13 protein-coding genes and 1 pseudogene are annotated in these 14866 nt (G+C 53.8%); 6 read left to right on the forward strand and 8 right to left on the reverse strand.

The genetic code is table 11. The features are described 5' to 3' along the window. The coding region (locus GTGU_RS19175; RefSeq protein WP_038160971.1) for an alpha-amylase family glycosyl hydrolase at positions 1-919 on the forward strand (919 nt) is incomplete at its 5' end. Between the two features lie 167 nt (positions 920-1086). Continuing rightward, positions 1087-2340 carry a valine--pyruvate transaminase gene (gene avtA / locus GTGU_RS19180; RefSeq protein ID WP_038160974.1) on the forward strand — a complete coding sequence of 418 codons (1254 nt, stop codon included), beginning with the start codon at positions 1087-1089 and terminating at the stop codon, positions 2338-2340. A 6-nt stretch (positions 2341-2346) separates the two neighbouring features. Here the strand turns inward: avtA and GTGU_RS19185 are convergent, their stop codons facing one another. The 8 genes and pseudogenes from GTGU_RS19185 to GTGU_RS19220 all read right to left on the reverse strand — a co-directional run bounded on the left by GTGU_RS19185 (position 2347) and on the right by GTGU_RS19220 (position 10009). Beyond that, a complete protein-coding gene (locus GTGU_RS19185; RefSeq protein ID WP_038160977.1) occupies positions 2347-2805 on the reverse strand; it encodes a 4Fe-4S dicluster domain-containing protein in 459 nt (152 codons plus the stop codon). Between the two features lie 246 nt (positions 2806-3051). Beyond that, a complete protein-coding gene (locus GTGU_RS19190; RefSeq protein WP_038160980.1) occupies positions 3052-3441 on the reverse strand; it encodes a winged helix-turn-helix domain-containing protein in 390 nt (129 codons plus the stop codon). 329 nt (positions 3442-3770) lie between these two features. Next, positions 3771-4430 (reverse strand): annotated as a pseudogene (locus GTGU_RS19195) (helix-turn-helix domain-containing protein); the annotation flags it as partial. A 107-nt stretch (positions 4431-4537) separates the two neighbouring features. Beyond that, positions 4538-6391 (reverse strand): selenocysteine-specific translation elongation factor, encoded by a 1854-nt coding sequence (gene selB, locus GTGU_RS19200; protein ID WP_038160982.1) that lies wholly within the window; start codon positions 6389-6391, stop codon positions 4538-4540. Next, a complete protein-coding gene (gene selA, locus GTGU_RS19205) occupies positions 6388-7776 on the reverse strand; it encodes an L-seryl-tRNA(Sec) selenium transferase (protein WP_038160985.1) in 1389 nt (462 codons plus the stop codon). Before selA ends, selB begins: the two co-directional genes overlap by 4 nt. Positions 7777-7874: 98 nt before the next feature. Further along, entirely contained in the window at positions 7875-8483 is a 609-nt protein-coding gene (locus tag GTGU_RS19210) for a glutathione S-transferase (protein ID WP_038160989.1), read from the reverse strand. A 60-nt stretch (positions 8484-8543) separates the two neighbouring features. Next, positions 8544-9680: an HlyD family secretion protein gene (locus tag GTGU_RS19215; RefSeq protein ID WP_038160992.1), complete on the reverse strand. Its 1137-nt coding sequence runs from the start codon at positions 9678-9680 to the stop codon at positions 8544-8546. Between the two features lie 5 nt (positions 9681-9685). Next, on the reverse strand, positions 9686-10009 hold the full coding sequence (locus GTGU_RS19220; protein WP_038160995.1) for a DUF3302 domain-containing protein: 324 nt from the start codon (positions 10007-10009) through the stop codon (positions 9686-9688). 530 nt (positions 10010-10539) lie between these two features. On the opposite strand from GTGU_RS19220, the gene GTGU_RS19225 reads away from it, so the two are divergent. From GTGU_RS19225 to GTGU_RS19240, 4 genes are all read left to right on the forward strand, one after another. Then, entirely contained in the window at positions 10540-12447 is a 1908-nt protein-coding gene (locus GTGU_RS19225) for a PTS mannitol transporter subunit IICBA (protein ID WP_038160998.1), read from the forward strand. 112 nt (positions 12448-12559) lie between these two features. Continuing rightward, positions 12560-13708, forward strand: a complete 1149-nt coding sequence (gene mtlD / locus GTGU_RS19230; RefSeq protein WP_156964212.1) for a mannitol-1-phosphate 5-dehydrogenase — start codon at positions 12560-12562, stop codon at positions 13706-13708. Beyond that, positions 13705-14295: a mannitol operon repressor MtlR gene (gene mtlR / locus GTGU_RS19235; RefSeq protein ID WP_038161003.1), complete on the forward strand. Its 591-nt coding sequence runs from the start codon at positions 13705-13707 to the stop codon at positions 14293-14295. The genes mtlD and mtlR overlap by 4 nt, the downstream gene beginning before the upstream one ends. Positions 14296-14352: 57 nt before the next feature. Next, positions 14353-14715: a YibL family ribosome-associated protein gene (locus tag GTGU_RS19240; protein WP_038161006.1), complete on the forward strand. Its 363-nt coding sequence runs from the start codon at positions 14353-14355 to the stop codon at positions 14713-14715. Positions 14716-14866 lie beyond the last annotated feature (151 nt).

Raw genomic sequence — 14866 nt, forward strand, 5'->3', positions numbered from 1 at the left:
CTGGGAGAAGTGGTGGGGTAAAGCGTGGATCCGCACTGACATCGGCGATTACGACAACCCCGGTTTTGACGATCTGACCATGTCGCTGGCCTTTTTACCCGATCTCAAAACCGAATCGACAACACCTGCCGGTTTACCGGTCTTTTATCAGCACAAAGCAGATACTGGCGCCAGAGCCATTGCCGGTTTTACGCCGCGCGATTATCTCACCCACTGGCTCAGCCAATGGGTGCGGGATTACGGTATTGATGGCTTCCGGGTGGATACCGCAAAACACGTTGAGATGGCCAGCTGGCAGCAGCTCAAAACCGAGGCGACAAAAGCGCTTGCCGCGTGGAAACAGGAAAATCCGCAAAAAGCGCTGGATGACGCCCCGTTCTGGATGACCGGCGAAGCCTGGGGCCATGGTGTCATGCAGAGCGAGTATTATCGTCACGGCTTCGATGCGATGATCAATTTTGATTATCAGGATCAGGCTGCCAGCGCCGCCAGTTGTCTGGCGAACATGGATGAAAACTGGCAGCAGATGGCGGAAAAGCTGCAGGATTTCAATGTACTGAGCTATCTCTCCTCCCACGATACGCGGCTGTTCCGTGAAGGCGGCAGTCGGGCTGCGGAAATGCTGTTGCTGGCGCCGGGCGCAGTGCAAATTTTTTATGGCGACGAGTCAGGCCGTCCATTCGGGCCGACAGGTTCCGACCCGTTGCAGGGTACCCGTTCGGATATGAACTGGCAGGACGTCAGCGGTAAATCCGCCGCTCTTGTTAAGCACTGGCAAATACTCGGGCAGTTTCGCGCGCGCCATCCCGCCATCGGTGCCGGTAAACAAACCACACTGGCGCTTTCGCAAGGTTACGGTTTTGTTCGTGAGAAGGGCGAAGACAGCGTTATGGTGGTGTGGGCCGGAAAAGCGGAATAAGGGAAATAGCGCGCGGCATTCACCGCGCGCAGCACCAGCACAAACCACCATACCCCAAATTTAAAGCAGAATGATTCTCCGTCTGCGCCCTGCGCTCACGATTTGCACCACGCCCCGGCAAGCGTTATGGTGAGCCACTTTAGCGAAAGACCAACAGATCACCCGTTATGACATTTTCACTTTTCGGCGACAAATTTACCCGCCATTCCGGCATTACCCGCCTGATGGAGGACCTCAACGACGGCCTGCGTACCCCTGGCGCCATCATGCTCGGTGGCGGTAACCCGGCGCAGATCCCGGAAATGACGGATTACTTCCACAACCTGCTGGCTGACATGCTCAAAACGGGCAAAGTCACTGATGCGCTGTGTAATTATGACGGTCCGCAGGGGAAAACAGAGCTGCTGGATGTCCTCGCGAAAATGTTACGGCAGGAATTAGGTTGGGATATTGATCCGCAGAATATTGCACTGACCAACGGCAGTCAGAGCGCGTTTTTCTACTTGTTCAATCTGTTCGCCGGTCGCCGTGCCGATGGCACCACGCGCAAAGTATTGTTTCCGCTAACGCCGGAGTACATCGGCTACGCCGATTCTGGTCTGGAAGAGGATCTGTTTGTCTCTACGCGCCCCAACATCGAACTGTTACCCGACGGCCAGTTCAAGTATCACGTTGATTTTGAGCATCTGAGTATTACCGAAGAGACGGGGATGATTTGCGTTTCCCGGCCAACTAACCCGACCGGGAACGTCATTACTGACGAAGAGCTGATGAAGCTCGATATGCTGGCAAATCAGCATGGCATTCCACTGGTGATCGACAACGCCTATGGCGTCCCCTTCCCCGGAATCATTTTCAGCGAAGCGCGCCCGCTGTGGAACCCCAATATCGTCCTGTGCATGAGCCTGTCGAAGCTGGGCCTGCCGGGTAGCCGCTGTGGCATTATTATCGCCAACGAAAAAATTATTTCTGCCATCAGCAACATGAACGGTATTGTCAGCCTGGCGCCTGGCGGCATCGGGCCGGCCATCATGAGCGAGATGATCAAGCGCAACGACCTGCTGCGCCTGTCAGAAACGGTGGTAAAACCGTTCTACTTCCAGCGCGTTCAGGAAACTATCGCCATTATTCGTCGCTATTTGCCGGAAAATCGCTGCCTTATCCATAAACCGGAAGGCGCTATTTTCCTGTGGCTGTGGTTCAAGGATCTGCCCATCACCACCGAGCTGCTCTATCAACGCCTGAAAAAACGCGGCGTACTGATGGTACCCGGGCACTATTTCTTCCCCGGTCTGGATAAACCCTGGCCGCACACGCATCAATGCATGCGCATGAACTACGTGCCGGATCCAGAAAAAATTGAGGCTGGCGTGAAAATTCTCGCGGAAGAGATTGAAAACGCGTGGCGGGATCATGCCTGATCAGCGTCAGGCAATGTAAAACTTCTGCTGGCGTCGTTTTTCCACATCAACACACAGCAAAGCCTGCGTCGGGCAGGCTTCCACACAAGCCGGGCCGTTATCGCGATGCAGACAAAGATCGCATTTTATGGCCTGCGCCCGCCCTTGCTGCACCACCACCTGCATCGCGCCAAACGGACAGGCCAGCATGCAGCTTTTGCAGCCAATACAATACTGTTGATCCACCGCGATGCGTCCGCGCTCGCGACGAATCGCCTGAGTCGGGCAGACATTGGCGCAGGGAGCATCTTCACAATGATGACAGGCAACGGCGGATGTGATGGTATCGCCCTTCACGACCTGAATACGCGGAATAAAACTGTCTGCATCAACAGGCCAGCTCTCCTGATGCGCGACAACGCAGGCCACTTCACAGGTGCGGCAACCGATACATTTCATGGCGTCGGCGACGATAAATGGATTCATCTTAGGGCTCATCCGTGTCCGAAAAACTCAGAGTGCCAGAGATGCGACGTCCCGCGCTTTGATCCCATCGGGCAAATCATCGGGATTTGTCGGTTGCCCAACGTAATCTGGTCGTTTGACCTGGCGTTAGCATTAGTGACGCGCAGAAAAAATCCCCTGAGCACAAACATGTTCAGGGGAAACAAATCCAGAGGTGACATCACACCCTCGGATCTCAACCATTAACACACAAATAGGGGGGAGTAGTTATTCTCTCACTTCATAATAAAGTGGGGTGATGTCATCGTAATTTATGAAATAACCACATCCTTTAGCGCTTAGAATAAAGTCTTCAGGCAGACCCAATGTGGATAATTTCTTATTCAAATTGTTAATTACCTGCCATAATCGTTGTGTTGATGGGCTCAGGTTATTCTCTTCCCATACGTGCTCAAAGAGCTCCTCGCGGGAAACGTTACCGTGCCGGGCGTGTATCAGCAAATACAAAAAAAGTCGTAGCATCGTTTTATTGAAAAAAACGGCAGCAAAAACGACCGTTTTATCCGAGTTGCTGACGGGAATACGACAAGCCCTTTTGTTGCCGATATCGACGAGAATCGCCTTACCGATCATGAATCCGTGCAGCTGATAGTCCATTGTAAAAGTACTCTTTTAAATTGAACTGACTGAGAATATGTTGAAAAGCCTGACCTTCTCAATCCATACAATTTTTAAGTAGTATTATAAATTGTAGAAAAACAGATACAACCTCCGTGCGATACGACTACGGCTGTTGCTTCATTGTCAGAATTAAGGAAAATAAATCCAACATAAGGCAAATATTAAGCCATAAAAACCACAAAAAACCATAAAAGCAATCAGTTATATCATGAGTATTAATCAGGCCAACTCATCAAGACAATACTCCATATTAACCGCAAATTATAGTTGTTTATCCTGGTATCAGATTGATTTATTTCTGTTTTTTAGGTGGAATTGATATGCTCTTTGCAATAACGCCGTTTCCAGGCCGCTGGCGTCATTCCGGTATGTTTACGAAATATCTGGCGGAAGTAACCTACTGCATTAAAACCACAACGCCGGGCCACTTCGGTCAGTGAAAATGAATCGCTGATAAGCATTTTTTCTGCCGTCATGACTCGCTGACGATGAATCGCTTCGGTTAATGTCAGATGAAAGATCCGGCGATATACACGCCCCAGATAATCCGCATTACAATGTAATTCTGCGGCTATCCCAGATGTCGTTAGCGGTAAATGAAATTGCGTACGAATAATTTGTTGTGCTTTGTATGCCAGCGCCATTCCTCGACTGTCTCTGTTTTTATTTTCTGAAGATGAACAAGAGAGTTGTTGCAGTATAAGTAATAAAATCAATTCCAGCGCAACGCTGCGATGAATACTCTCCTGTTCACGAAGAAACTGCCGGAACAAAGAAATTACATATTGCGGATCATTCACTGCCAGATGCTGAGGTATTTCCCAGGGTGCCCGTGTATCCATTCCGTTGTGGGCATTCGGTAATAATTCAAAATGCAGCCAGTAAAATTTAAGATTAGCGGGGAAAGTGCCAACACCCACATGCTGGCGCTGCGGCCAGAGCAGGAGGCTCTCTCCAGGATTAACCGCTATGGCAGTACGATCAACAGCCCGGCGTGCGTCAGACGCGGGGGTGAATGAGGTGTAATACTGATCAGCCCCTGCGCACAGGGGCTGACGTTGACTACTGCCGTTTACTCAGGGCGGGTATCAGGAAATAACAGTGCATCGCGCAGCAGATGGTCGTTGCCACGGCGGCGGGTGAAGCCAATGCGGTCAAAATATTCGAGGATCTGAATCGCCAGTTTTCGCCCGACGTTGAGGGTGTCGCGAAAATCTGCGGCACAGGTTGAGCCGCGCTCCTGATCCAGTTCGCGGATCATACGCGCAAACGTGACGATGCGATCGTTACGGTAATAACGATCTTTGACGATCGCAGTAATCATCCCCTGTTGTGCCGCCTGACGCAGTACGGCGCGCATCTGTTGCTCGTCAGTGCCGGTCTCGTGCGCCAGGTCGCGCACCCACCAGGGCTCGTCGCCGAAAAGCGGCTGCGTTTTCTGCCAGATAGCTTGCTGCTCATCGGTGAATCCCGCTTTGTGATCCGGTAAATGCAGCCAGCCGTGATGACTGCCAATACTCCCGCTGTTGCGCATCTGCTCAATCAGCGTCAGCACCAGCGCTTCGTCTTCCATCGGCAGCGCGATGCGGCGCAGGCGTTCACGTCCGGGCCCCGGTTCATCATGATGCTGCTCGTGATAGCGCGCCAGCGCCTCCAGCAGTTTACGCTGCCAGCCGGCAGCCAGCGGCGCGTTCAGCAGACTACCGTTGGCCTGAATAAATCCCGGTTGCTGAACCAGCGCCTCAAGCCCTTCGCGGTTGCGCTGTCGCGCCCAGCCAAACTCCACCAGCCGTACGGCTTCGCGCTGCAGATGCACATCCAGTGCCTGTGCATCATCCTTCGCGGCGGCAAGCGCATTAAGCCATTGCAGATAGTCCGGTTTACGCTTGCCACGCTTTGGCGAATTGAGCGTCACGACGCGCGCGCCCGCCAGCGTCGTGCGGGCGGAAATATCGCGCAGCACCAGCCGATCGTTGTCTGCCAGCCACAGCGGTTTATCCAGCACCAGCTCCGCCAGGTTGTTCTCCAGCAACGAGACACGCCCGGTAATATGGCTCGCCGCATGGTGAATATGCAGCGGTTGCCACTGGGTTAGCGGCTGATGGCTGTTCAGCTCGACAATCACCCGTTCGGTCGGGTCCGGCGGAGTTTCTGAAAGCAGCCAGTCGCCGCGCGTCAGATTCTCTTTTTGCACATCGCCGACAATGTTCAGCGCGATGCGCTGACCACCGTGCGCCTGATCAACAGGCTGATTCTGAGCATGCAACCCACGTACGCGCACTGGTTTGTTCACCCCGGTCAGCCATAGCGTATCCCCGACCTTTACATCACCGGAAAACGCTGTGCCGGTGACCACCAGACCCGCACCTTTAACGGTAAACGCCCTGTCCGTCGCCAGGCGAAAACGCTGATGCTCAGGATGCGCACGCTCCGGCAAACGAATCAGATGGTCGCGCAACATGTCAATGCCGCGTCCCGCTGTTGCCGCCGTTTCAAAAATCGTGACGTTATCAAAACCGAACTCGCGCAATACAGCCGAGATGTCGTGGCGAACCTCAGCGATTCTGGCCGCGTCCACCCGATCAGTTTTGGTCAGGGCGACGGTCAGCGTCGGCTGCCCCGTTAGTTGTAAAATCGCCAGATGCTCGCGGGTTTGCGCCATCACGCCATCGTCGCAGGCCACCACCAGCAGCGCGTGATCGATACCGCCGACACCTGCCAGCATATTTGAGAGAAACTTTTCATGACCGGGAACATCGATAAACCCCAGCACGCGCCCGTCGGGCTGCGGCCAGTAGGCATAGCCGAGATCAATAGTCATGCCGCGTGATTTTTCTTCCGGCAGGCGATCAGCGTTCACGCCGGTAATCGCCTGAAGCAGCGTCGTTTTGCCGTGGTCGACATGCCCGGCAGTGGCAATAATCATTTCAGTACCATCTCCAGAAAACGCGATTCATCCTCAAGACAACGCAGATCCAGCCACAAACTGCCCTCGCCGATGCGACCGATGATCGGTACAGGCAGCGCGCGCCACTGTGCCGCCAGCGCGTCCAGACGACTACCGCGCCCGTCACGCGGCGTAAAAGTCAACGCGGCGCCGGGTAAGCGGTTTACTGGCAACGAACCGCTGCCAATCTGCGACTCGCAGGGGGTAAGCCGGACGTCAAATTCCGGGTATCTGTCGACAAGCGGCGGTAACAGGCGTTCCGCCTGGGCATAGATATCTTCCGCCGAACGGGTCAGCAAACGTAGCGTAGGGAGAGTTTCTCGTAGCTTTTCCGGGTGCAGATACAGGCGTAACGTGGCTTCCAGCGCCGCGAGCGTCATTTTATCAACGCGCAGCGCACGCTTGAGCGGATGCTGCTGAATACGCGCGATAAGCTCACGCTTACCGACGATAATCCCCGCCTGCGGTCCGCCGAGCAGCTTGTCACCGGAAAAACTGACCAGGCTGACGCCCGCGGCGATCATTTCCTGCGGCGTCGGCTCTTTCGGTAGCCCGTACTGGCTGAGATCCACCAGCGTGCCGCTGCCCAAATCCGCCACTACCGGGATATCAAGCTCACGACCGAGTTCAGCCAGCGCGGCCTCATCAACCGATTTAGTAAAACCTTCGATGCTGTAGTTGCTGGTGTGTACCTTCATCAACAGCCCGGTGTTTTCATTCACCGCGTTGCGGTAATCCTTCGGGTGAGTGCGGTTGGTGGTGCCGATTTCATGCAGAATACAGCCCGCCTGACGCATGACATCTGGGATCCGAAACGCGCCGCCAATCTCCACCAGCTCACCACGGGAAACCACCACCTCTTTTCCCTGCGCCGTCGCCGCCAGCATCAGCAGTACGGCAGCAGCATTGTTATTCACAATGCAGGCATCTTCCGCCCCGGTAATACGGCACAGCAGCGCCGCCAGCGCCCGATCACGATGCCCGCGCCCGGCACCGTCCAGATCGTACTCCAGCGTCACCGGGGAACGCATCACCTGTGCGACCGCGTCAATGGCGGCATCGGACTGCAGGGCGCGACCAAGATTGCTGTGCAGCACGGTGCCACTCAGGTTAAACACCGGGCGCAGCGCGGTTTGCTCATCCTGCGCCAGTCGTTCAGAGGCTGCCTGTCGCCAGTCATCACACCAGTCGGGCAGCATATGATTTTCACTGATCGCCTCGCGGGCCTCATCAAGAAGCTGGCGCAAAATATCCACTACCCGGCTGTGGCCGAAACGGGCAAGGAGCGGTGAAAACGTCGGATCGCGCAACAGACGATCAGTGGCAGGAAGCTGGCTATAGAGAGAACGGTTTTCGGTTGTCATGAAATGGCCTGGCTATGAGTTGCCCCCTCCCGACGGGAGAGGGGTGTCGACATGCAGGGAATTGTACTGCGTGTTGGCTCAGACGGACATAACCGGCGTCAAGCCTTTGGCGGTTCGGTGCGCGCAAAACTTGCGCGCTGGAACAGCGTTTCCACCAGCTTCACCAGATGGGGGCGCTGCGCGCACCAGCCTGGCGCCACATGCCGGAAATTCAGATAACCGATGGCACAGGCTGTCGCGATCGTAGCCAGATTCACCTCGTCTGCCTTCAACGTACCGTTAGCCGCGTAACTTTCCAGCATATCAAGGCTGCGGTTGATTTTCTCGCGCTGACGAACCAGCTCATTTTCCGATTGTTGCGCGACCGGGCGGGCCAGTTCGCGCACCGCCACCAGCCCGGCATCCATCACGCCATCAGCCAGCGCCTCCAGCTGGCGCATCTGCAGTGCCGCTTTCGGCTCACGCGGTACCATCGCCGGGGCGATATCCAGTAGCTCAATGTACTGCGCGATGATCGGTGAGTCGTACCAGCATTCGCCGTTATCCGTCACCAGCGCCGGAACTTTGCCCAGCGGGTTATACTTTGCCACGCCATTGATGTCGTTATAGGGCATTTCATTGATAAATTCGAAGGCAATCCCTTTCTCTAAAAGGATCACCGATATTTTGCGCACGAATGGGCTGGTATAGCTGCCGATCAGTTTCATCGCCTGGTCCTTGTCGCCAACAAAAGAACAAGTATGGCCCAGACAAATTAAAAAATCAGGTTAATGATCGAGATACAGATAATGCATCCAGCTGGTCATACGCAGTAATACCTTGCGCATCACAGAAACGTGACTGAAATGATCGGAGTAGACCGCAACCTGCGCAAAAATACCATCCGGCAGCGCATCAACATCGGCGGCCGGCGCCAGTTCAATCAGGGCGATCACGCCATCGCTGCCAGGCACGACATTTAGCGACTGCAAGGTTCCCTGCGCCTGATACGAGCCACCGGGCACCACTGGCAGAATGCTGGTCAGCTTGCCGCTAAACACCTGTCCTGGCAGCGCGTTAAATACCACTTCGGCATCATCGCCCGGCTCCAGGCGCAACAACGAGTTCTGGCGAAACTGCGCCACAATTTGTCGTTTTTGTTCCGGGATAAACACCATGACAGGCCGCAGCGGTAACGCCGCCGCGTATGTGCCGGGGCGAATTAATACCTGCGTGGCATAACCATTGCTCGGCGCGCGAACCACGGTTTGTTCAAGGTTATAGCGCGCTTCGGCCAGTTGCGCGCGCAGGCTGGCAATCTGTGACTGCTCGCCGTTGAGCACGCTGTCCAGTTGGCTTTTTACCTGTGCCTGCTCTGCTACTGAGGATTTGACCATCGCATCCTGAGCCAGGTAGTTTTGTCGAGCGTTATCGATATTGCTTTCCGAAAAGGGATTAACCCGCGCCTGACTCCCTTTTAAATAGCGCTGATAATCTTTGTACAACCGGTCGCGTTCGGCACTCACGCGTTGGGTGTTGGCAATGGCCTCATTGAGCTGCCCTTTCATGGCATCCACGTTATGCACGGCGGTAATCAGATCAGCTTCCAGGCGATTCACCCGTGCCTGATAACGTGTGGCATCGATTCTGAATAACACCTCGCCTTTTTTAATTAAGGTATTTTGTTTATTGGTCACTTCGCTCACCACACCGGTGACCTGCGGCGTAATGGGAATGGAGATGACCGCTTTTTGTGCCTGAAATGTGTACGGGTGATTGTAGTTCATTAATAAGATAAGCCCGCTAACGATAAACACACCGCCCAGCGCCGCAGTGGGTACAGTCCATTTATTTACCGGGATTTTGAATATTTTAAATATCGCCCAGGCCAGCGCGACATAGGTCAGGATAATGAGTAAATCCATCGCATTTACTCCTCAGGCGAAAATGGTTTGTCTGCCAGTTTCTGTTCAAGTTCGGCAACACGGTGTTGTAGCTGAACAAAGGCATCATGCTGATTTTGCATGCCCCAGCCGCGTTCAGGGCGATACAGCGTGGCCCAGATCCATAAAAACGGCCAGATAACATGCAGGGTAAAAAGGCTCACCCAGCCAGCGACGTGAATAGCATCGGCATGAGGATGATTGCGGGATTTTGCGATCAGGTAGGGAATATCGTGAAGAATGATTATCCCGTAAAAGATCACCAGAAAAACGAAAATAAGCACACCCAACGCGAAATAATTAAGAAACATAGTTGCCTCGAAATTAAGCTTTGCCCGTCAGCACCCGGATGGCTAAAAAAGGGTGTTATCTGGAAAATAATAGCAATGTGCAAATCTCGCCATACCTCCAGGTGATGACTGTCGCACTTTGAAAAAGTGTTGCTGAGTTACATCTTTAACCGAAGCACAAAAGAGAATTTGCGGGTGATCACAGGTGGATAAATCCTGATCAAAATATTTTGTGATGTTAATCACATATCGATAACAAAAATCGATATGTTAAATGTGATATCAATCACACTTAATGCCGTTTTCAGCCGAGTTCTTTACCGTTGTATTTTTTTTACACAACGAATGTGTGATCAATATCACGCTAAATCATCCTTATAACCCTATGTTAGCGTGACATATATCACACTATGGAGCGTTGGCTGGACAGTTGAACGATTCAGTGCCAGATTTCGCACTATTAACAGGGTCCGGTGCCTCTTGCCGCCACATTAACAACAAACCTCGGGCGTAAAGCCTGCGCGACAGCAAACATAAGAAGGGGTGTTTTTATGTCATCCGATATCAAGATCAAAGTGCAAAGCTTTGGTCGATTCCTCAGCAATATGGTGATGCCAAATATCGGCGCGTTTATCGCGTGGGGTATTATCACCGCATTATTTATTCCAACAGGGTGGTTGCCAAACGAAACACTGGCGAAGCTGGTTGGTCCGATGATCACCTATCTTCTGCCACTGCTGATTGGCTACACCGGCGGTCGTCTGGTGGGTGGCGATCGTGGCGGCGTGGTCGGTGCCATCACTACCATGGGCGTTATCGTCGGTGCTGATATGCCGATGTTCCTCGGTGCGATGATTGCCGGTCCGCTGGGCGGCTGGGCGATTAAACACTTTGATAGCTGGGTCGACGGTAAGATCAAATCCGGTTTCGAAATGCTGGTGAATAACTTCTCTGCTGGCATCATCGGTATGATCCTCGCGATTCTGGCGTTCCTCGGCATTGGTCCGGCTGTTGAAGTGCTGTCTAAGATCCTGGCGGCGGGCGTTAACTTCATGGTTGCGCACGAAATGCTGCCGCTGGCGTCTATCTTTGTTGAACCGGCGAAAATCCTGTTCCTCAACAACGCCATCAACCACGGTATCTTCTCTCCGTTGGGCATCCAGCAGTCTCACGACCTCGGTAAATCCATCTTCTTCCTGATTGAAGCGAACCCGGGTCCGGGTATGGGCGTCCTGATGGCGTACATGTTCTTCGGTCGTGGTAGCGCCAAGCAGTCCGCTGGCGGCGCGGCTATCATCCACTTCCTGGGTGGTATCCACGAAATCTACTTCCCGTATGTGCTGATGAACCCGCGTCTGATCATCGCTGTTATCCTCGGCGGTATGACTGGCGTGTTCACCCTGAGTGTCCTGAACGGTGGTCTGGTGTCTCCGGCTTCTCCGGGCTCCATCCTGGCTGTACTGGCCATGACCCCGAAAGGCGCCTATTTCGCGAACATTACGGCGATTGTCGCGGCGATGGCGGTCTCCTTCGTGATCTCTTCTATTCTGCTGAAAACCAGCAAAGTGAAAGACGACGAAGACCTGCAGGAAGCAACCCGTCGTATCCACGAAATGAAATCAGAGTCTAAAGGCGCAACCCCGCTGTCCGCAGGTGATGTGACTAACGACCTGAGCCACGTGCGCAAAATCATCGTTGCCTGTGACGCCGGTATGGGTTCCAGCGCAATGGGTGCAGGCGTGCTGCGTAAGAAAGTGCAGGATGCGGGTCTGACCAACATCTCTGTCACCAACAGCGCGATTAACAGCCTGCCACCGGATGTCGACCTGGTCATCACTCACCGCGATCTGACCGAGCGTGCGATGCGTCAGGTGCCTCAGGCGCAGCATATTTCGCTGACCAACTTCCTGGACAGCGGCCTGTACACCAGCCTGACTGAGCGTCTGGTTGCTGCGCAACGCCACTCGGACAACGACGTAAAGGTCCGCAGCAGCCTCAAGGACAGTTTTGAGGCTGCCGACAGCAACCTGTTTAAACTGGGCGCGGAAAACATTTTCCTCGGCCGTAAAGCGTCAAACAAAGAAGAAGCCATCCGTTTTGCCGGTGAACAACTGGTGAAAGGCGGCTACGTTGAACCGGAATACGTGGAAGCGATGCTGGATCGTGAAAAACTGACCCCGACCTATCTGGGTGAGTCTATCGCGGTACCGCACGGCACCGTTGAAGCGAAAGACCGCGTTCTGAAAACCGGCGTGGTATTCTGTCAGTACCCGGAAGGTGTTCGTTTCGGTGAAGAGGAAAGCGACATCGCCCGCCTGGTTATCGGCATCGCGGCACGTAACAACGAGCATATTCAGGTGATTACCAGCCTGACCAACGCGCTGGATGATGAATCCATCATTGAGCGTCTGGCTCACACCACCAGCGTTGAAGAAGTGCTGGCGCTGCTGAACAAGTAAGTTCCGTTCCCTCCCTCTCCCCATCGGGGAGAGGGCTAGGGTGAGGGGAAAACTGTCATGTGGTTCCTCACCCCAGCCCTCTCGGGTAAAAACATTGATGAAGGTTAACACTATGAAAGCATTACACTTTGGCGCAGGTAATATCGGACGCGGCTTTATCGGCAAACTGCTGGCGGATGCCGGCGTGACGCTGACGTTCGCCGATGTGAACCAGGTGGTTCTCGACGCCCTGAATGCCCGTCATAGCTATCAGGTCCACGTAGTAGGTGAAAACGAGCAGGTGGATACCGTGTCCGGCGTTAATGCTGTCAGCAGCATCGGCGACGACGTTGTCGACTTGATCGCCAGTGTTGATCTGGTGACCACCGCAGTCGGTCCTGTTGTGCTTGAGCGTATCGCTCCGGCCATCGCTAAAGGTCTCGCTAAACGCAAAGCGCAGGGCGTGAATACGCCGCTGAATATCATCGCCTGTGAAAATATGGTGCGCGGCACCACGCAGTTGAAAGGCCATGTGATGAACGCGCTGGCTGACGCTGATAAATCCTGGGTCGACGCGCATGTCGGCTTTGTGGATTCCGCTGTCGACCGCATCGTTCCGCCTTCCGCCTCCGCGACCAACGACCCGCTGGAAGTGACGGTAGAAACGTTCAGCGAGTGGATTGTCGACCAGACGCAGTTCAAAGGCGCGCTGCCGGACATCCCCGGAATGGAATTAACTGATAACCTGATGGCATTTGTCGAACGTAAGCTCTTCACGCTTAACACCGGTCATGCTATAACCGCGTACCTCGGACAGCAGACGGGTCATCAGACGATCCGTGATGCGATTCTCGACGAGAAAATCCGCGCAGTGGTAAAAGGGGCGATGGAAGAAAGCGGTGCGGTTCTGATCAAACGTTATGGTTTCGATCCTGCTAAACATGCTGCTTACATTCAGAAAATCCTCGGCCGTTTTGAAAACCCTTACCTGAAAGACGACGTTGAACGCGTTGGTCGTCAGCCGTTGCGTAAACTGAGCGCGGGCGATCGCCTGATCAAACCCTTGCTGGGGACGCTGGAATACGGTCTGCCGCATGCTAACCTGGTGAAAGGGATTGCGGCGGCGATGCACTACCGTAGTTCGCAGGATCCGCAGGCGCAGGAACTGGCTCAGCTCATCGATGATAAAGGTCCACAGGCCGCGCTGGCTCAGGTCTCCGGGCTTGATATAAACAGCGACGTGGTGGCGGAGGCGGTTAACGCTTATAACGCAACCAAATGAGAGTGGAACTGGCGCGGAGGCTTCCGCGCCCATTGATAAAGTTGTCAGATATGCAGGCAATAATGGAAGAAACGCAGGCCTTTGAAAACCGTGTGCTTGAGCGTCTGAATGCTGGCAAAACCGTAAGAAGCTTCCTGATCACCGCCGTCGACCTTCTGACAGAAGCGGTAAATATCCTGGTGCTTCAGGTGTTCCGCAAAGACGACTATGCGGTGAAATATGCCGTGGAACCGTTGCTGGACGGCGACGGGCCGCTGGGCGATTTGTCTGTGCGTCTTAAGCTCATCTACGGCCTCGGGGTGATAAGCCGCGCCGAATACGAAGATGCTGAACTGCTGATGGCATTGCGCGAAGAGTTGAATCACGACGGCAATGATTACGTGTTTACCGATGATGAAATTCTCGGCCCGTTTGGTGAGCTTCACTGCGTCGCTGCCCTGCCGCCTGCCCCTCAGTTTGATACCAGTGATGCCGACCTACTGGCGATGCAAAAGCAGCGTTATCAGCAGGTTGTGCGTTCTACCATGGTGCTGTCACTGACTGAGCTGATTTCCCGAATCAGCTTAAAAAAGGCGTTTCAGAAGTAACCCTGCGCACAATCGTGTATCCTTTCCGCTATTCCCCCGTATTCAGAGTTATTTGTCATGAAAGAAGTCGAAAAGAACGAAATCAAGCGCCTGAGCGATCGCCTTGATGCTATCCGCCACCAGCAAGCCGATATCTCGCTGGTTGAAGGCGCCGAAAAGTATGCCGAACTGGAAAAAGAGAAGACCACGCTGGAAACGGAAATCGCCCGTTTGCGTGGTGTTCACAGCGAAAAGCTGAGCAAAGAAGCGCAAAAGCTGACGAAAATGCCGTTCCGCCGCGCTATTACCAAAAAAGAGCAGGCCGACATGGGCAAACTGAAAAAGAGCGTCCGGGGTCTGGTGGTGGTTCACCCGATGACCGCGCTGGGCCGTGAAATGGGCCTTAAGGAAATGACCGGTTTCGCTAAAACCGAGTTCTGATATCTCACATTCCCTCTCCCCCTGGGAGAGGAAAACCCTGCCTCACCCGATTGGCCCAACCAATCTTCATTAAACCCTACCAACGGTTCACAATTTCACCATTTTCTATCACATTCACATTGCTAGTGAATAACATTTGGTTAACCATTCG

It is taken from the genome of Trabulsiella guamensis ATCC 49490 (assembly GCF_000734965.1).
GTDB classification, from domain to species: Bacteria; Pseudomonadota; Gammaproteobacteria; order Enterobacterales; family Enterobacteriaceae; genus Trabulsiella; species Trabulsiella guamensis.